The sequence below is a fragment of the Mycolicibacterium fluoranthenivorans genome (assembly GCF_011758805.1).
In the GTDB taxonomy this organism is placed as follows: domain Bacteria; phylum Actinomycetota; class Actinomycetes; order Mycobacteriales; family Mycobacteriaceae; genus Mycobacterium; species Mycobacterium fluoranthenivorans.
This window is the reverse complement of the sequence record NZ_JAANOW010000002.1, coordinates 856,030-873,137: the sequence shown is the minus strand read 5'-3', so window position 1 is coordinate 873,137 and position 17,108 is coordinate 856,030. Positions and strand designations below refer to the sequence as shown.

The following is a 17,108-nucleotide window of genomic DNA, read 5'->3' as shown; positions in this document are numbered from 1 at the left end:
CCAGATCAGAGCGTGCGAGGACCGGGTGGGGGAAAGTGGGGAGAAAGGTCAGCGCCCGCCCTGGCCGACAGCCCGCCCGGCCGACACGCCGGGCGTTCCCAGGCACAAAAAAAGGGGCAGTCCCTTACGGAACTGCCCCGGAACCGGAACCGGTCACTCGTCGAAACGACGCCGGAAACGATCCTCCATCCGGCTGGTGAACGAGCCACCGCCGCTCTTGCCTCGCTTACCGCGGGCCGAACCGCCGGCCGGAGCCGACTTGTCCCGCAGGCCGGCCACCCGCGGACCGGTGACCGCGTACACCACGCCACCGAACATCAGCACGAAGCCGATCACCGACAGGACCGGGAAGCTGCCGATCATGGTGGCCTTGAACGCCACACCCGACACCAGCAGGGCCAGCCCGATCACGAACAGCGCCGCGCCCTGCAGCCGGCGGCGGGTCGATGGGGCACGCAACGTGCCACCCCGGACGCTCGAGGCGAACTTGGGGTCCTCGGCGTACAACGCGCTCTCGATCTGGTCGAGCATGCGCTGCTCATGATCGGAGAGTGGCATCCGTCCCTCCTCAGGATCGATGCAGCGTCGTTGCAGCCGCGGCCATGTCGTCAAGTCGATTACGTCCGCGCGTACGGACGCTTAATAACCATGATACGAGGTCGATCTGACCCGTACCACCTACTTGACCGACGATTCTATGACGTCGAACACCCAAACCTGTTCAGCACCCATGCCACACCCCCGGAACGCCGCCGCGCGGGACCGGCATCCGATAATGGAGGAGTCCGAACACACCCAGACCGCGAAGGGCACCCGTTGGCGACGTATCTGGTGGATCTGTCGCCTGCGACGATGCAGCGGCGACTCGACGAGGCCCTCTCGGTCTATGTCGATGCGATGCGCTATCCCCGCGGCACCGAGAACCAGCGCGCCTCGATGTGGTTGGAGCACAGCCGGCGTCCGGGCTGGAAAGGGGTGGCGGCCATCGATACCGCCGCGCCAGCCGGCCCCGACGGCACCCCCGACCCGGACTCCGGCGACCTGGTCGGCATCGCCTACGGCTACTGCGGCGCACCCGATCAGTGGTGGCAGCAGCAGGTGGTGCAGGGGCTGCGACGCGTCGGCGTCGACCAAGCCCACGTCAATGCCCTGATGTCGAGCTACTTCGAGCTCACCGAACTGCATATCCACCCCCGCGTCCAGGGCCGTGGACTGGGCGAGGCGCTGGCGCGCCGACTGCTGGCCGGCCGCGACGAGACCCATGTCCTGCTGTCCACACCGGAGATCAACGGTGAGGCCAACAGGGCCTGGCGGCTGTACCGCAGGCTCGGTTTCACCGATGTGATCCGGGGCTACCACTTCGCCGGCGATCCGCGGGCCTTCGCCATCCTGGGCCGGTCGCTGCCCCTCGACGGTGCCGGTCTGGCACGATGACCGGGTGCCGCACCTGCTCGCCGCAACGAACCCGATGAGATCGAGGCACCCCCACCGACGGGCGCGGGCCCTGGTCCTGCTGTTGCTGATCCTGACGCCGCTGGCCGTCGGGTGCGTCCGGGTGCGGACCTCGATCACCGTGTCCCCCGACGACCGGGTGTCCGGCCAGATCGTGGCCGCGGCCAAAGCGCGCAACGCCGACGACAAAGGCCCGCAGCTGCTCAACACCCTGCCGTTCAGCAACAAAGTGGCCATCTCGCAATACGACCGCGGCGACTATGTGGGCTCGCAGGCGGTGTTCTCCGACCTCACGTTCGCCGAGCTCCCGCAGCTGGCCAATATGAACCGGGACGCCGCGGGGGTGGACATCTCGCTGCGGCGCGCCGGCGAGTTGGTGATCCTGGAGGGCCGGGTCGATCTGACGACGCTCAACGACCCCGACGCGGACGTGTCGATGAGCGTGTCGTTCCCCGGTGAGGTGACCTCCACCAACGGCGACCAGGTTTCCAGCGATGTCGTCGAGTGGAAGCTCAAACCCGGCATCGTGACCACGATGAACGCGCAGGCGCGCTACACCGACCCGAGCGCGCGCTCGTTCACCGGCGCCGCGATCTGGCTCACCGTCGGCTCGTTCGTGGTGGCCGGGATCATCGGCGCCGTCGCGTGGATGGCGCGTGACCAGTCGCCGAAGGTCGGTCAGGACTGACCCGAGCCGGCTGATCGGTGCCGGACGCGGCACCGCTGGCTACTACAAACTCGTATCGAAGCTCTAGGCTGGGAACCGTCGGGGCCGATTCGGGGCAGCAGAAAGGGGCACCCGCTGACCGTGGATACAGCGGCACCATCAGCAGTGCAACTGGCCGGCGCCGTCGTCGACCAGTTACGGCGCTACCTGTCCGATCGCCGCCGCGACAGTGCCTATATCGGTCCCGAGTACGCCGAGCTCACCGCCGCACTCGAAGAATTCGTGCTGCGCGGTGGAAAACGGATCAGACCCGCATTCGCCTACTGGGGCTGGCGCGCGGTCGTGGGCGCGGACCGCGACCCCGTCGCCGACGACGCACGCGTGCTGCGCCTGTTCTCGGCGCTGGAACTTCTGCACGCGTGCGCGCTGGTGCACGACGACGTCATCGACGCATCCGCGACGCGCCGTGGCCTGCCCACGGTGCACCGGTTCTTCACCGACCTGCACCGCACCCGCAGCTGGCACGGGACCAGCGAACAGTTCGGTCTGTCGGCGGCCATCCTGGCCGGCGACCTGTCCCTGGTGTGGGCCGACGACATCGTCGCCACCGCCGAACTGCCCGCGGAAGCGCATATCCGCGTGCACAAGGTGTGGGCCGACATCCGCACCGAGGTGCTGGGTGGGCAGTTCCTCGACATCGTCGCCGAATCCAGCGGCGCCGATTCGGTGGCCTCGGCGATGACCGTCAACACCTACAAGACCGCGTCGTACACGGTGTCCCGCCCGCTGCAGCTCGGCGCGGCCGCCGCGGGTGACCGGCCCGATGTGCAGGCCCTGTTCCATCAGGTCGGCACTGATCTGGGCGTGGCCTTCCAGCTGCGCGACGACGTGCTCGGCGTGTTCGGTGACCCGGCGGTCACCGGCAAGCCCTCCGGTGACGATCTGCGCTCGGGTAAACGCACCGTGCTGCTGGCCGAAGCCGTCGAGCTGGCCGAGCGATCCGACCCGGTGGCGGCCAAACTGCTGCGCACCTCGGTCGGCAGCGAGCTCTCCGATGCGCAGGTGCGTGAACTGTGCCAGGTCATCGAGTCCGTGGGCGCGCTGGCCGCCGTCGAAGACCGCATCGACACCCTCAACCGCCGCGCGCTGGATGCGCTGCGCGCCGCCCCGATCGACGAGCACGCCAAGATCGGCCTTGCCGAGATGGCCGGCCTGGCCTCCAACCGGTCCGCCTAGGAGCATGACCACCCCGACGACGATCGGCCACGCACCGGACGGGCTCGCGGGCGCACTGCGCCGACACCTGGCCCGCCTGCTGTTGTTCGCGGCCTCGCCCGAGGCCGGTCCGGCGCGGTTGGGCTTCCTGGGTGCGGTCTTGATCACCGCGGGTGGCCTGGGTGCGGGCAGCACCCGGCTGCACGATCCCCTGCTGGAGTCCCTGCATCTGTCCTGGCTACGGTTCGGGCACGGCCTGGTGCTGTCGTCGGTGCTGCTGTGGGGCGGTGTGGCGCTGATGCTCATCGCGTGGCTGGGTCTGGGCCGGCGGGTGGTCGAGCGGCGGGCCGGAGCACAGCAATCGGGGGGCGTTTCGGAATACACGATGCTGGCGACCACCGGGTTCTGGTTGCTTCCCCTGCTGTTGAGCGTTCCGGTGTTCAGCCGCGACACCTATTCGTATCTGGCTCAGGGCGCGTTGCTGCGCGACGGATTGGACCCGTATCTGGTCGGCCCCATCGACAATCCGAACTCCTTGCTGGACAACGTCTCCCCCATCTGGACCACCACCACCGCGCCCTACGGGCCGGCTTTCATCCTGGTGGCGAAATTCGTCACGATGGTCGTCGGCAATCACGTCGTCGAGGGCACGATGTTGCTGCGGCTGTGCATGCTTCCCGGACTCGCCCTGCTGATCTGGGCCGCCCCGCGGGTGGCCCGCCACGTCGGCGCCAACGGCGCGGTCGCGCTGTGGATCTGCGTGCTCAACCCGCTGGTGATCATTCATCTGATGGGTGGTGTGCACAACGAGATGCTGATGGTGGGCCTGATGATGGCCGCCATCGCCCTGACCTTCGGCGGCCGCCCGGTGTGGGGGGTGAGCCTGATCGCCATCGCCGTGGCGGTGAAAGCCACCGCGGGAATCGCGTTGCCCTTCATGGTCTGGGTGTGGACCCGGCAGCTGCGCAGTCGGCGCGGGTACGGCCCGGTCAAGGCGTTCACGGTGGCGACGGCGGCCTCGGGGGCGATCTTCGTGGCCGTGTTCGCCGTGCTGTCCTGGCTCGCCGGTGTCGGCCTGGGCTGGCTCACCGCGCTGGCCGGGTCGGTGAAGATCATCAACTGGCTGACCATTCCGACGGCCACCGCCAACATCATCAACACCGTTGGCGGGCTGTTCGTCCCGATCAACTTCTACGCCGTGCTGGACGTCACGCGAATCGCCGGCGTCGCCGTCATCGCGATCGCGCTGCCCCTGCTGTGGTGGCGATTCCGCCATGACGACCGCGAGGCGTTGACCGGTATCGGGCTGGCGATGCTGGTCGTCGTGCTGTTCGTGCCGGCCGCGCTGCCCTGGTACTACACCTGGCCGCTGGCCGTGGTGTCGGCGCTCGCACAGTCCCGGGCGGCGATCGCGCTGATCGCCGGCTTCTCGACGTGGATCATGGTGATCTTCAAACCCGATGGGTCCCACGGCATGTACTCGTGGATCCACGTCGCGTTGGCCACCGCGTGCGCGGTCGGCGCATGGCGACTCCTGGCCACCACGCCGGAGGACCGAGAACCCGAGATCAGTACGCCATCGCCTGAGCCCGCCGGATGACCTCGCGGGCCTGATGCGAGTGCAGGGCATCCACCGGTCGCGCGTTGGGCTGCCGTTCGGTGCTGCCGTCCCGGCTGATGGTCAAGGACGGGTCCGGGGTGAACAGCCACCGCACGATCTCCGTCTCGTGGTAGCCGCCGTCCTGCAACACCACGAGTAACCCCTGCAGCGTCTTCACGACGTGACCGGTGTCATCGAAGAAGATCTTGGGCACCACCACCGCACCCTTGCGCCGCACGCCGACCAGATGGCCGTCGCGCAACTGCTGGTGCACCTTGGTCACCGAGATACCCAGGAGGGCCGACACCGCGGCCAGGTCATAGACGGATTCGTCGGGGTCCAGAACGTCGTCGGCCGCCGGAATACTGCTCACCGCACAGAGTCTAGGGGTCAGACCGACTCTCGTACCATGTGTTCGATGGACACCTACCAGCGCGCCGACCCGCTCGTGGGCACCTTGCTGGACGGGCGCTACCGCGTGGACGGGCCGATCGCGTCCGGCGGGATGTCCACGGTGTACCGCGGGCTGGACGTCCGGCTGGACCGGCCGGTCGCGCTGAAGGTGATGGATTCCCGGTATTCCGGCGACCATCAGTTCCTGACCCGATTCCAGCGCGAGGCCAAAGCCGTGGCGCGGCTCAAGGATCCCGCCCTGGTCGCCGTCTACGACCAAGGCGGCGGCGGGGCCAGCCGGCAGGCCCCTTTTCTCGTGATGGAGCTGGTCGAGGGGGGCACGCTGCGCGAGCTGCTCAGTGAACGCGGGCCGATGCCACCCCACGCGGTGGCCGCCGTGCTGACCCCGTTGTGCCGCGGTCTGGCGGTGGCCCACGCCGCCGGGTTGGTACACCGCGACATCAAACCGGAGAACGTCCTCATCTCCGACGCCGGCGAGGTCAAGATCGCCGATTTCGGATTGGTCCGTGCCGTCGCCGAAGCCGGGATCACCTCGACGAGTGTGATTCTCGGCACCGCCGCCTACCTGTCCCCCGAACAGGTCGGCACCGGGGAGTCCACGCCGCGCAGCGATGTGTACGCCGTCGGGGTGCTGGCCTACGAATTGCTCACCGGTGTCACCCCGTTCACCGGTGACACCGCACTGACGGTGGCCTATCAGCGGATGGACCGCGATGTGCCGCCGCCGAGCGCCGCCATCGCCGGGGTGCCCAGACAGTTCGACGAACTGGTCGGGCGGGCGACCGACCGCGACCCTGCCGCGCGCTACGCCGACGCCGGCGACATGGCCGACGCGCTGGCCGAGGTGATCGACGAGCTGAGGCTGCCCCCGTTCCGGGTGCCGGCTCCGCAGCAGTCGGCACAGCACCGGGCCGCCACGATGTTCGGCGCCCAGACCACCCACCATGTCGACGGCCGGGCGCGCACCGCGCACGTGCCGAACCCGACGCGTGAGTACGGCGCCGATTTCGCCGACGAGCTGAGCAGTGCGCTGGCTGAACCGGAAACCGAGCCCGAATACGCGCCGGTGCCAACGCAATTCGCCGGGATCGCGATCGACGATTTCGAGTGGGCGCGCCAGCGGGCCAGGCGCGCCGCACTGATCTGGCTGCTGGTGCTGGTCACGCTGACCGGGATGGTCGCCGCCGGCGCGTGGACGCTCGGCAGCAACCTGCCCGGGTTGCTGAACTAGCGGGCGCTAGCCCCGCAGCATCTCCGCGACCAGGAACGCCAGCTCCAGGGATTGCTGGGTGTTCAGCCGCGGATCGCATGCCGTCTCGTAGCGGCCGGCCAGGTCGTCATCGGAGATGTCCTGCGCACCACCGAGACATTCGGTGACGTTCTCACCGGTGATCTCGACGTGGATACCGCCCGGGTGGGTGCCCAGCGCGTGGTGCACCTCGAAGAAGCCCTGCACCTCGTCGACGATGCGGTCGAAGTGCCGCGTCTTGTATCCGGTGGAGGATTCGTGGGTGTTGCCGTGCATCGGGTCGCACTGCCAGATGACCTGATGCCCGGATGCCTGCACCTTCTCGATGATCGGCGGCAGCGCGTCGCGCACCTTCTGGTTGCCCATCCGGCTGACCAGGGTGAGCCGGCCGGCCTGATTGTGCGGGTCCAGCTTCTCGACGTACTCGACGGCCAGTTCGGGCGACGTGGTGGGACCGATCTTGATGCCGATCGGGTTGGCGATGGTCTCCACGAACGCGATATGTGCGCCGTCGAGCTGGCGGGTGCGCTCACCGATCCACACGTAGTGCGCGGACAGGTCGTACAGCCGCGGCTCCTCGAACTCGGTGGACAGCCGCAGCAGAGCGCGCTCGTAGTCGAGCACCAGGGCCTCGTGGCTGGCGAAGATCTCGGCGGTCTGCAGGTTGCGGTCGTCCACACCGCAGGCGCTCATGAAGCGCAACCCGCGGTCGATCTCGCCGGCCAGCGCCTCGTACCGGGCCCCCGCCGGCGAGGTGCGGACGAATTCGCGGTTCCAGTCGTGCACCTTCTGCAGCGATGCCATACCGGAGGTGGTCAGCGCCCGCACCAGGTTCATCGCGGCACTGGCATTCGCGTACGCCCGTACCAGGCGCGACGGGTCGTGATCGCGCACGGCGGCATCGGGGGCGAATCCGTTGACCATGTCACCGCGGTAGGACTTCAACCCCAGCGCGTCGGTGTCCGAGGACCGCGGTTTGGCGTACTGGCCCGCGATCCGGGCCACCTTCACCACCGGCATGCTGGCGCCGTAGGTCAGCACCACCGCCATCTGCAGCAGGGTGCGGATATTGGCCCGGATATGGGGCTCGGTGTTGTCGACGAACGTCTCGGCGCAGTCGCCGCCCTGCAGCAGAAACGCCTCGCCACGGGCGACGGCGGCCAGCTGCACCTTCAGGTTCTCGATCTCGGTCGGCACCGTGATGGGCGGCACGCTCTCCAGCACCGTCCGCATCGCCTTGGCCTGGTCGGCATCCCAGCTGGGCTGCTGCAGCGCGGGCTTGGACAGGGCGGCGTCCAGGCGGTGGCGCAGATCCTCGGGCAGGGCCGGCAGCTCCGGCAGCTGGTCGATGGGTACGTCGACGGTCCAGTTCACCGCTCTATGGTAACCGCGCCGACGCAACGATTTTACCGGCCATACGCGCAGCTCAGGCTCGTGCGGCCCAGCCTCCATCGTCACTCATCAGCTGGAACCGGCGCAGATTGTGACGTGCATCAACCAACGCGTCATGGGAGTCGGTGGGCCGCGGCGGCATCCGCGGGCTGCCCCGCTCCTCCCAGAACTGGCGCAACTCCCGGGTGAACCGGGGCATCGCCGGGGGCAGATCGGTCATCGGACCCCACAGCTGACACAGTACGACGTGGTCATAGGCGCCGACCCAGGCCCACAATTCGATGGTCTCGTCGCCGTCGATATCGAAGAAATCCTCCAGCTCGGCCCGGATCTGCCTGCGCGAGCGCCACAGCTTCGACGACGGCGACGGCAACTTGGGCAGCACGTTCTTGCGTACCCAGCTGCCGGCCCGGTCCGGATCGAACTCGGTGGATATCGCGTAGTACTCGCGGCCGTCTTCGGCCACCACCCCGATCGAGATGAGCTCGATGGTGCGGCCGTTGTCGATGAACTCGGTGTCGTAGAAATAGCGCATCTCAGCGGGCTTCCTTGGTTGCGAGGGGCGCCGCGGGCGCAGGGGCTGCGTGGATCTCCCGGTCCAGTTCCTGATCGACCAACGCATCGTCGGGGAATTGTGGTTCACCCGCCACGATGTGCTGGAGCCACAACTTGGCCTGCACCACCGGCCGGCGCAGATGACGCTCGCGTTCGAGCGCCTTGTGCATCTTCCTCGGCCGGGTGGTGTAGCGCCACCGGGCCCACGGCGCATGCGGGCGCGACAGCCGGATCGCCCCGACGATCAGCAGCGGGGTGATGAACATGCCGACCAGGCCCGTCCACACCTTGCCCTTGAGCAGTACCACCACGGCCAGGGCCAGCGTCAGCACCGCGACGGCGATCACCACGGCCCGCGCCTGCCAGGTGTCGTCGGCCCGCCAGATGCCGATATCGAAGAAGGACAGCGGGTTGAACCCGAGCACCAACAAGCCGGCCACCGCGATCGCGACGAACACGGCATCCACCGAGGTGCGGCCGTCCTCGGCCCAGTACACGTCCTGCAGGTGCAGGATCAGGGCGAACTCGTCGAGCACCAGTGCCGCGCCGATCCCGAAGAAGACCGCCGCGACAGTGAATTCGGGCACACCACCGTTTACCGCGAGGGTCACCATGGACACTCCGGACACCATCACCAGAATGACGCCGATCACCACATGGTGCAGGTGCACGCCGCCGCCGACCGACAGGTTGCGCGGTTGCCACCACTTGCGCGGCGCGTCGCCCGCGGGATGGCTGCGGATGTAACGGACGATGAGGCGGGTCAGGAAGAACGTGAGGATGAATGCGATCAGGCAGCACAACAGCGGCAGACGATCGCCGGTGATGAAGTCGAGCTGGATCCGCAGATGCACGGTCGAGAACATACGCCGACCTGCAACCGAAACGCGGCACCAGTCGTCCTGCGCCGTCCGGCGTGCCGGACCTCCCCGATAGGCTGGGGGACGAGATGAGCACTCAGGCGGGTTTACGGACGACTGTGGCGTGGCGGTTGGTCCAGCTGCTGATCCTGGCCGCCCTGGCCTGGGCCGGATGGCGCCTGCTCGGCCACGAGCCCTACCGCATCGACATCGACGTGTACCGGATGGGCGGGCGGGCCTGGCTGAACGGCACCCCGCTGTACGCCGACAGCACCAAGTTCCAGACGCAGGCCGGCCTCGACCTGCCGTTCACCTATCCCCCGCTGGCGGCGATCGTCTTCGCCCCGTTCGCCTGGCTCTCGTTGCCCGCGGCCAGTGTGGCCATCACCGTGACCACGCTGGTCCTGCTGATCGTGTCCATGACCATCGTGCTGACCCGCCTGGAGGTGGCCGCGACGTGGCAGCACCGGGTCTGGCTGGCCGCGGCGATGGTGGCCCCGGCGGTGGTCTTCCTGGAGCCGATCCGGTCCAACTTCGCCTTCGGCCAGATCAACGTGGTGCTGATGGCGCTGGTGATCGCCGACTGCGTCCCGCGCAAGACCCCGTGGCCGCGCGGGCTGCTGCTCGGTGTGGCCATCGCCGTCAAACTGACCCCGGCGGTGTTCCTGCTGTACTTCGTGTTGCGGCGCGATACGCGCGCGGTGCTGGTGACGGTGGCATCGGCCTGCGCGGCCACCGTCGTCGGATTCGTCCTGGCGTGGCGGGATTCGTGGACGTATTGGACCGAGACGCTGCATGACACCGACCGCATCGGCAACGCGACGCTGAACACCAACCAGAACATCTCGGGCACGCTGGCCCGGCTGGGGATCGGCGAGGACGAGCGCTTCGTGCTGTGGGCCGCGGCGTGTGTCGCGGTGCTCGGCCTGACGGTGTGGGCCGTCCACCGGGTGCTGCGGGCCGGCCAGCCGGTGCTCGCCCTGATGTGCGTGGCCCTGTTCGGGCTCGCGGTGTCACCGGTGTCCTGGTCGCACCACTGGGTGTGGGTGTTACCGGCGACGCTCACGGTCTCGGTGCTCGGGTTCCGCCGGCGTTCGGCGCCGCTGCTCCTGGTGGGCGCCGTCGGGATCGCGCTGATGGTGTGGACACCGATCGTCTTGATGCCCGAGCACCACGAGACGGCGGCCTCGCTGTGGCGCCGCCTGCTCGGCGCGTCCTACCTGTGGTGGGGTCTGGCCATGATCGCGGTGGCCGGAACGGTGGCGCCGCGCCTCGCGGAGCGGCCGGTCGCACCGGTCGGCGCCGACCCGCAGATCACCGCGGCGACGTAGGTCAGCGTGTCAGCCCGCTTTGGCGGCGGGTTGCGGGCACTTGCCCTCTTTGACGTCGGCGGCGTACAGGTCCACGTATTCCTGGCCGGACAGCCGCATGAGCTCGTACATCACCTCGTCGATGACCGCGCGTTCGATGAACCGGTTACCGGCCAGCCCCTCGAAACGGCTGAAATCCATCGGCTTGCCGAAGCGGACCTCGACGCGGCCGAAGTGCCACATCTTGCTGCCGGGCGGGTTGACGGAATCGGTGCCGATCATCGCAACCGGAATCACCGGGATCCCGCTTTCCAGCGCCACCCGCGCCAGTCCCGTCTTGCCCTTGTAGAGCCGGCCGTCCGGTGATCGGGTGCCCTCGGGGTACATCCCGAGCAGCTTGCCCTCGGCGAGGATGCGCTGGGCGGTGGTCAGGGCGGCGGCGGCGGAATCGGCGTCGGTGCGGTCGATCGGCACCTGCCCGGTCGACGAGTAGAAGAACTTGGTCAGCTTGCCCTTGAGACCGGTGCCGGTGAAGTACTCGGACTTGGCCAGGAAGGTGATCCGGCGCCGGAACACCAGCGGCAGGTAGAAACTATCCGCGACGGCGAGGTGGTTGCTGGCCAGGATGACCGCTCCCGAATCCGGAACATATTCCAGCCCCTGCACTTTCGGCCTGCCCAGCAAGCGCAGCAGGGGGCCCATCAGGATGTGCTTGTAGAACCAGAAAAACATGGACCCTCCTGCGCCGACGCCCCGACGAGCGTTCCGCGACAACTTTACCCACGCAATGTTGCGACGACCACACAGCGGCCTGAGAGTTCGTCGGCGCCCGCGTCACTCCTGGAAGCTCACCGGGATGTGCTCGTAGCGACCCGACGGGGCCGGGTCCGGGTCACCGCCGTGCCGCGGCGGGCCCGACGGGTCGTCCGGTGGCGGCGGGGTGGGTTCGGCGCAGGGCTCGGCGACCATGGCCCGCACGATGGTGAGCAGGGCGACGCTGTGCTCGGCGATGACCGACAGCAACGGATGTTGTTCGCCGGCGACCAGCGCGGCCAGCGCACAGACCGGACACCACACCTGCTGGCACTGTCCCTGGGCGGCACCGGCGGACGCGGCGCGCGCAGCCGCCACCCGCACCGCCGGGTCCAGGCGGTCCAGGATCGTCTGCGCCAGCTGCCGCAGTTCGGGAGGGAGATCGTGGTGCACCCCAGTCACGCCGGCCACACCTTTCGATCGGGGCGGAATCGCACCGTGAGTTCGGTGCCGCGCAGTTGCGCATCGATGACGAGGCAACGCCGCAGGACCGACGCCAGCCGCACCCGGCGGCGCAGACCGCCTGAACCGATGATCAGATCGTCATCGACTCGGCCGAGCGTCAACGAGCCCGGATCCACCTGCGGCAACTCTAGCCGCATCCGGTACACCGCTTCGAGCCCAGTTCCCGATTCCCGGTCCACCACCGGCCGCAATGGTCCCGGTGGTGGCGCACCGTCGCGCCGCCGGGCCCCGTCGAGCAGTTCACCGAGCGCTTTGGGCCCGATCGGTTCACCGGCCAGATGCGGCACCAGCACCAGCTGCACGTCACCGATGGCGGCATCCAGCTCGTCCAGGACGGTGCGCTGCTCGGCGATCCGCTCGGTGTACCAGTCGAACGCGGGATGTTCGGGCAGGTTCCGGTATTCGAATGAATCGTCCTGCACCAAAATCTGATTGACCAGCAGTTCGGCCACCCGCACACCCATCAGGGCCAACGACCCGATGGTGCGGACCGCCTCCGCGGCCACCACCCGCTCCGGGGTGAGCACCAGGTGGGCACTCACCCGCTCGACGTCTGCGAGCAGCGCCGACAGCGACTCGGTGCCCGCGGCGACCCGCTCGACCAACATGACCACACCCGCCGATACCGGGTCGGTGCTCGACGGGGACAGGCGCCGGTGCCGAGGCCACATCCGCTCCAGGTACAGGCCGAACGTCGCGGGCAGGGTGAGCATCCGCAGCGCGTCGGCGGTGGAGGCGCAGTCCACGACCACGTGATCCCAGCGACCCGAGTCCGCGAGCTCCCCCACCTCGTACAGGCCGAGTACTTCCTGGACTCCGGGCAGCGCCGAAAGTTCCTCGGGGGCAACATTTCCCAGATCTGATTCGGGAAAGCGGTCGGCGAGCAGACCGGCGATGTCACGCCAGCGGTTCTCCAGCAGGGCCAGCGTGTCCAGGGCCAGCGCATCGAGGTGCCCCCCGGAGGAATCCGCGACCCCGGCGTCCAGGTCGGCGAGCACCCGGGTGGGCGCACGCTCGCCGGTGGGGATCACGGCTACGCCGAGCACGTCGCCGGTGGAGTGCGCCTGGTCGGTCGACACGATCAGCACCCGCTGCCCGCTGCGCGCATCACGAACGGCGGTGGCGGTGGCCAACGTGGACTTGCCTACCCCACCCTTGCCGACGAACAGGCTGATCCGGGCGGGCACGGGTGCTTGCTCACCATTCAGCTCACACCCACCTCGACTCGCTTCTTGAGGTCCTTGAGCGCGGTGTCGGTGAGTCGGCGTTCGGCCTTGCGCTTGAGCAGGCCGATCATCGGGATCAACAGATCGACGGACAGCTCATAGGTGACATCTGTCCCAGAGCCCTTGGGCGACAACTTGTATGCCCCCTCCAGGCCACGCAGCAGCGAACTGGACACCAGGGTCCAGGTCACCGATGTACGGTCGGCGGGCCATTGGTAGGCGAACACCATGGTGTCCTTGAGCACCGCCGCGTCGAGCACCAGGCGGGCCGTCTTGGGATTACCCTCGCCGTCGGCGTCGAGCACTTCCGCTTCCTTGTACTCGGCCACCCATTCCGGGTACGAGCCGATATCGGCGATCACGTCCATCACCGTCGAGGGATCGGCATCGATGTAGATCGTCTGAGCCGTCTTCTCTGCCACGCACAGAAATGTACCCGCACCGCCGAACGGGCTGCTCGCTATCGGGCCAGCCGTGACACCCCGACCGGCCGGTGCTGCTCCAGCCGGGTCTTGACCTCGAAGGCCATGTTCTTGCCGGCGACCCGGCGAACGTGGTTGAGCTTGGCCAGATCCAAGCGGGCCACCTCGTGGGCGGCGGCGCCGGCCGGCTCGGCATGCAGGAAATAGTGCAGGATGACGCCGTCCATCATGGTTTCCAGCCAGACCTCCATGGTGCCGGTCAGTGCACCCGTGACGGTCCAGCGCACCCCGACCGGGCCGCGGTCCTCGACGACGGTCAGGTGCAGATCCGGCCACCAGCGGCGCCAGCTCGCCGGGTCGTTCACCGCACGCCCGACATCGTCGGGATCGGCGCATACGAAGGTCTCGTCAGAGATCTGCACGCTGCTCATGGCTGACCAGCATCACACACGCGGTACCGCCGGTCCGAAGCGGGCGACTAGGCTGTCGCGCGGAAGTTCCGCCACGGACCTAGAGGGGCCAAGATCGTGCGTGAGTACAGCGTTCCGGCAACGTTTCAGATCGGCGCGAGCGACACCGTCGTCGACGCCGTCTACGCGCACGAGCGGGATGATCCGAACCATGTCATCCTGCAGCGCCAGACCGGCGCCGGCTGGACCGATGTCACCTGCGCCCAGGTAGCTGCCCAGATTCGTTCTGCCGCTTTGGGTTTGATTGCCGAAGGCGTACAGGCCGGCGACCGGGTGGCGATCCTGTCCGCCACCCGCTACGAGTGGCCGATCCTCGACTTCGCCATCCTGTCCATCGGAGCGGTCACCGTGCCCATCTACGAGACGTCGGCGGCCGAGCAGGTCCGCCACGTGCTGGACAACTCCTCGGCGGTGCTGGTGTTCGCCGAGACCGACGGGCACGCCGCCACCGTCGAGCAGATCAGGGACACCCTGCCCCAGCTGCGCAAGGTGCTGCGCGTCGAAGCGCTGGACACCCTGGCCGAGACGGGTGTCGGCGTCGACGCCGCCGAACTGGACGCCCGCCGCGCGGCCATCAAATCCTCGGACCCGGCCACCCTGATCTACACCTCGGGCACCACCGGCCTGCCCAAGGGCTGCCAGCTGACCCACGCGAATCTCCTCTCGGAGATCCACGGCGCCAAGGCCTGCTTCCCCGATCTGCTGACCAAGGGCGAGCGGATGCTGGTGTTCCTGCCGCTGGCGCACGTGCTGGCGCGGGCCATCACCGTCGCGGCCTTCACCGGCAAGGTCACCCTCGGCTTCACCAGCGATATCAAGAACCTGGTGCCGACGTTCGGGGTGTTCAAGCCGACCCTGGTGGTCTCGGTGCCACGGGTGTTCGAGAAGGTCTACAACACCGCCGAGCAGAACGCCCGCGACGGCGGAAAGGGCTGGATCTTCGGACCGGCCGCCGACACCGCGATCGAGTACAGCAAAGCCCTGGACACGGGTGGGCCCGGCCTGCTGCTCAAGGCCAAACACGCGGTGTTCGACGCCTTGGTCTACGGCAAGCTGCGCGACGCGCTGGGCGGCGACTGCCACGCCGCCATCTCCGGCGGCGCGCCGCTGGGCGCGCGGCTCGGGCACTTCTACCGCGGTGTCGGGCTGACCATCTACGAGGGCTACGGCCTGACCGAGACCAGCGCGGCGATCACCGTCAACCAGGTCGGCGCGCTCAAGGTCGGTTCGGTCGGAAAGTTGTTGCCGGGCAACAGCATGCGACTCGGCGACGATGACGAAGTGCTGGTCTCGGGCGGCGTGGTGTTCAGCGGCTACTGGCAGAACGAGGAGGCCACCAACGACGCCTTCACCGACGGCTGGTTCCACACCGGCGACCTCGGCGCGATCGACGACGACGGGTTCCTCACCATCGTCGGCCGCAAGAAGGAGATCATCGTCACCGCCGGCGGCAAGAACGTCGCGCCCGCGGCACTGGAGGACCGGCTGCGGGCCCACCCGCTGATCAGTCAGGCCATGTGCGTCGGCGACCAGCAGCCGTTCATCGCCGCGCTGATCACCATCGACCCGGAGGCGTTCCCCGGCTGGAAGCAGCGCAACGGCAAGGATGCCGCCGCCACGGTCGGCGACCTGGCCGACGATCCGGACCTGGTCGCCGAGATCCAGTCGGCCGTCGACGACGCCGACCAGACGGTGTCCAAGGCCGAGGCGATCCGCAAGTTCCGGATCCTGCCGGTCGATTTCACGGAGGCCACCGGCGAACTCACCCCGACGCTCAAGGTGAAGCGCAAGGTGGTCGCGGAGAAGTTCGCCGCCGATATCGAAGCGCTGTACTCCTAACCCGGTTCGGCGCCACTCAGCAGCCGGTGCAGGCGCGCCCCCTGGGCGCTCCACTGCCAGTTCTGCACGGCCCACTGCCGACCCGCGGCGCCCATCGCCGCGGCGGCATCCGGGTCGGCCAGCACACCGCTGACCGCAGCCGCGATGGCGGCCACGTCGGTGCCGTCGACGACCACACCGGTCTCCCCGTCGCGCACCGTCTCCGGTGCACCCCCGGAGCGGCCGGCCACCACGGGCACCCCGCATGCGGAGGCTTCCAGGTAGACGATGCCCAGTCCCTCGACGTCCAGACCGGCGCCCCGGGTGCGGCACGGCATCGCGAACACGTCGGCCATGGCGTGATAGGCGGGCAGTTCCTCGCCGGGGACTCCGCCGGTGAACACCACGTCGTCGGCGACCCCGACCGTGCGGGCCAGCGTGTGCAGGGTGTCCCGATAGGGCCCGCCACCCACCACGACCAGGGCGGTGCCCGGTACGGCGTCGCGGATGGCGGGCAGCGCGCGGATCAACATGTCCTGACCCTTGCGCGGCACCAACCGCGACAGGCAGACCACCACCGGCCGCTCCCCCAGGCCGTGCCGGGCCCGCAGTTCGGCGCGGGCGACCGAGTCGGGCACGAAGCGGTCCACGTCCACTCCGGGTGACAACCGCTCCAGGCGAGCCTGGGGCCCGAACGCCGAGGCGAACCTGCCCCGGGTGTAGTTGCTGACATAGGTGACGACGTCGGTCTCGTTACCGATGCGCCGCAAGGCATTCCGCGCCACCGGCAGCATCGACCAGCCCACCTCGTGGCCGTGCGTGCTGGCGATCACCCGGTCGGCCCCCGCCGTGCGCGCCAGCGGGGCCAGCAGCGCCAGCGGGGCGGCCGCACCGAACCAGACGGTCTGGATACCGCGTTCGGCGATCAGTGCGCGCATCCGAGTGGCCACCGTCGGCTCGGGCAGCATCAGCGTGGTGGGATGGCGCACCACGTCGTAGCCGAGCTGCCCGGCGGCACTGTCGTACTCGGGAGCACCCTTCCACTTCGGTGCATAGACGGTGAGCTCGTGCCCGCCGGACTGCAGCAACTGGCCGACGAACGCCTCCAGATAGGACTGGATACCACCGCGGCGCGGCGGAAAATCGTTGGTCACCAGCAGAACCCGAGTCATCGTGACCA

At 68.6% G+C, this 17,108-nt stretch carries 18 protein-coding genes; 7 read left to right on the top strand and 11 right to left on the bottom strand.

The window, feature by feature from the left end:
* Window positions 1-153: 153 nt before the first annotated feature.
* A complete protein-coding gene (locus FHU31_RS22185) occupies window positions 154-558 on the bottom strand; it encodes an SCO2097 family morphological protein (protein ID WP_167162497.1) in 405 nt (134 codons plus the stop codon).
* Between the two features lie 258 nt (window positions 559-816).
* Here FHU31_RS22185 and FHU31_RS22180 point away from each other — a divergent pair, with 258 nt between their 5' ends.
* The 4 genes from FHU31_RS22180 (at window position 817) to FHU31_RS22165 (ending at window position 4,934) form a co-directional block, all read left to right on the top strand.
* Complete coding sequence (locus FHU31_RS22180; RefSeq protein WP_167162495.1) at window positions 817-1,434, top strand: GNAT family N-acetyltransferase; 618 nt, start codon at window positions 817-819, stop codon at window positions 1,432-1,434.
* 34 nt (window positions 1,435-1,468) lie between these two features.
* A complete protein-coding gene (locus FHU31_RS22175) occupies window positions 1,469-2,140 on the top strand; it encodes an LppM family (lipo)protein (protein ID WP_090354017.1) in 672 nt (223 codons plus the stop codon).
* A 120-nt stretch (window positions 2,141-2,260) separates the two neighbouring features.
* Entirely contained in the window at window positions 2,261-3,355 is a 1,095-nt protein-coding gene (gene idsA2, locus FHU31_RS22170) for a bifunctional (2E,6E)-farnesyl/geranyl diphosphate synthase (protein ID WP_167162493.1), read from the top strand.
* A gap of 4 nt (window positions 3,356-3,359) precedes the next feature.
* On the top strand, window positions 3,360-4,934 hold the full coding sequence (locus tag FHU31_RS22165; RefSeq protein ID WP_167162490.1) for an alpha-(1->6)-mannopyranosyltransferase A: 1,575 nt from the start codon (window positions 3,360-3,362) through the stop codon (window positions 4,932-4,934).
* Here FHU31_RS22165 and FHU31_RS22160 read toward each other — a convergent pair.
* Entirely contained in the window at window positions 4,903-5,307 is a 405-nt protein-coding gene (locus FHU31_RS22160; protein WP_167162488.1) for an Rv2175c family DNA-binding protein, read from the bottom strand. The two genes, FHU31_RS22165 and FHU31_RS22160, sit on opposite strands and share 32 nt — an antisense overlap.
* 36 nt (window positions 5,308-5,343) lie before the next feature.
* Here FHU31_RS22160 and FHU31_RS22155 point away from each other — a divergent pair, with 36 nt between their 5' ends.
* Window positions 5,344-6,579 carry a protein kinase domain-containing protein gene (locus FHU31_RS22155; RefSeq protein ID WP_167162486.1) on the top strand — a complete coding sequence of 412 codons (1,236 nt, stop codon included), beginning with the start codon at window positions 5,344-5,346 and terminating at the stop codon, window positions 6,577-6,579.
* 6 nt (window positions 6,580-6,585) lie between these two features.
* Here FHU31_RS22155 and FHU31_RS22150 read toward each other — a convergent pair whose 3' ends face one another.
* The 3 genes from FHU31_RS22150 to FHU31_RS22140 are packed head-to-tail and all read right to left on the bottom strand — an operon-like array spanning window position 6,586 to window position 9,410.
* Window positions 6,586-7,971 carry a class II 3-deoxy-7-phosphoheptulonate synthase gene (locus FHU31_RS22150; RefSeq protein WP_167162484.1) on the bottom strand — a complete coding sequence of 462 codons (1,386 nt, stop codon included), beginning with the start codon at window positions 7,969-7,971 and terminating at the stop codon, window positions 6,586-6,588.
* Window positions 7,972-8,023: 52 nt separating this feature from the next.
* Window positions 8,024-8,524, bottom strand: a complete 501-nt coding sequence (locus FHU31_RS22145) for a polyadenylate-specific 3'-exoribonuclease AS (protein WP_090353810.1) — start codon at window positions 8,522-8,524, stop codon at window positions 8,024-8,026.
* Between the two features lies 1 nt (window position 8,525).
* The gene (locus FHU31_RS22140) at window positions 8,526-9,410 is read right to left on the bottom strand and encodes a hypothetical protein (protein ID WP_090353809.1); all 885 of its coding nucleotides are present in this window, start codon (window positions 9,408-9,410) and stop codon (window positions 8,526-8,528) included.
* A gap of 83 nt (window positions 9,411-9,493) precedes the next feature.
* Here FHU31_RS22140 and FHU31_RS22135 point away from each other — a divergent pair, with 83 nt between their 5' ends.
* The gene (locus FHU31_RS22135; protein WP_167162482.1) at window positions 9,494-10,735 is read left to right on the top strand and encodes a glycosyltransferase 87 family protein; all 1,242 of its coding nucleotides are present in this window, start codon (window positions 9,494-9,496) and stop codon (window positions 10,733-10,735) included.
* Between the two features lie 9 nt (window positions 10,736-10,744).
* Here the strand turns inward: FHU31_RS22135 and FHU31_RS22130 are convergent, their stop codons facing one another.
* The 5 genes from FHU31_RS22130 to FHU31_RS22110 all read right to left on the bottom strand — a co-directional run bounded on the left by FHU31_RS22130 (window position 10,745) and on the right by FHU31_RS22110 (window position 14,071).
* Window positions 10,745-11,446 (bottom strand): lysophospholipid acyltransferase family protein, encoded by a 702-nt coding sequence (locus FHU31_RS22130; RefSeq protein WP_167162480.1) that lies wholly within the window; start codon window positions 11,444-11,446, stop codon window positions 10,745-10,747.
* 102 nt (window positions 11,447-11,548) lie between these two features.
* A complete protein-coding gene (locus FHU31_RS22125; protein ID WP_167162478.1) occupies window positions 11,549-11,929 on the bottom strand; it encodes a hypothetical protein in 381 nt (126 codons plus the stop codon).
* Complete coding sequence (locus tag FHU31_RS22120; RefSeq protein ID WP_263987746.1) at window positions 11,926-13,179, bottom strand: ArsA family ATPase; 1,254 nt, start codon at window positions 13,177-13,179, stop codon at window positions 11,926-11,928. The genes FHU31_RS22125 and FHU31_RS22120 overlap by 4 nt, the downstream gene beginning before the upstream one ends.
* A gap of 17 nt (window positions 13,180-13,196) precedes the next feature.
* Window positions 13,197-13,640, bottom strand: a complete 444-nt coding sequence (locus FHU31_RS22115; protein WP_090353803.1) for an SRPBCC family protein — start codon at window positions 13,638-13,640, stop codon at window positions 13,197-13,199.
* Window positions 13,641-13,678: 38 nt separating this feature from the next.
* Window positions 13,679-14,071 (bottom strand): polyketide cyclase / dehydrase and lipid transport, encoded by a 393-nt coding sequence (locus tag FHU31_RS22110; protein ID WP_167162476.1) that lies wholly within the window; start codon window positions 14,069-14,071, stop codon window positions 13,679-13,681.
* Window positions 14,072-14,167: 96 nt separating this feature from the next.
* Here FHU31_RS22110 and FHU31_RS22105 point away from each other — a divergent pair, with 96 nt between their 5' ends.
* Window positions 14,168-15,949 (top strand): AMP-dependent synthetase/ligase, encoded by a 1,782-nt coding sequence (locus tag FHU31_RS22105; RefSeq protein WP_167162474.1) that lies wholly within the window; start codon window positions 14,168-14,170, stop codon window positions 15,947-15,949.
* On the opposite strand, the gene FHU31_RS22100 is transcribed toward FHU31_RS22105, so the two are convergent.
* Window positions 15,946-17,100, bottom strand: a complete 1,155-nt coding sequence (locus FHU31_RS22100; protein WP_167162472.1) for a glycosyltransferase family 4 protein — start codon at window positions 17,098-17,100, stop codon at window positions 15,946-15,948. The genes FHU31_RS22105 and FHU31_RS22100 overlap by 4 nt on opposite strands.
* Window positions 17,101-17,108 lie beyond the last annotated feature (8 nt).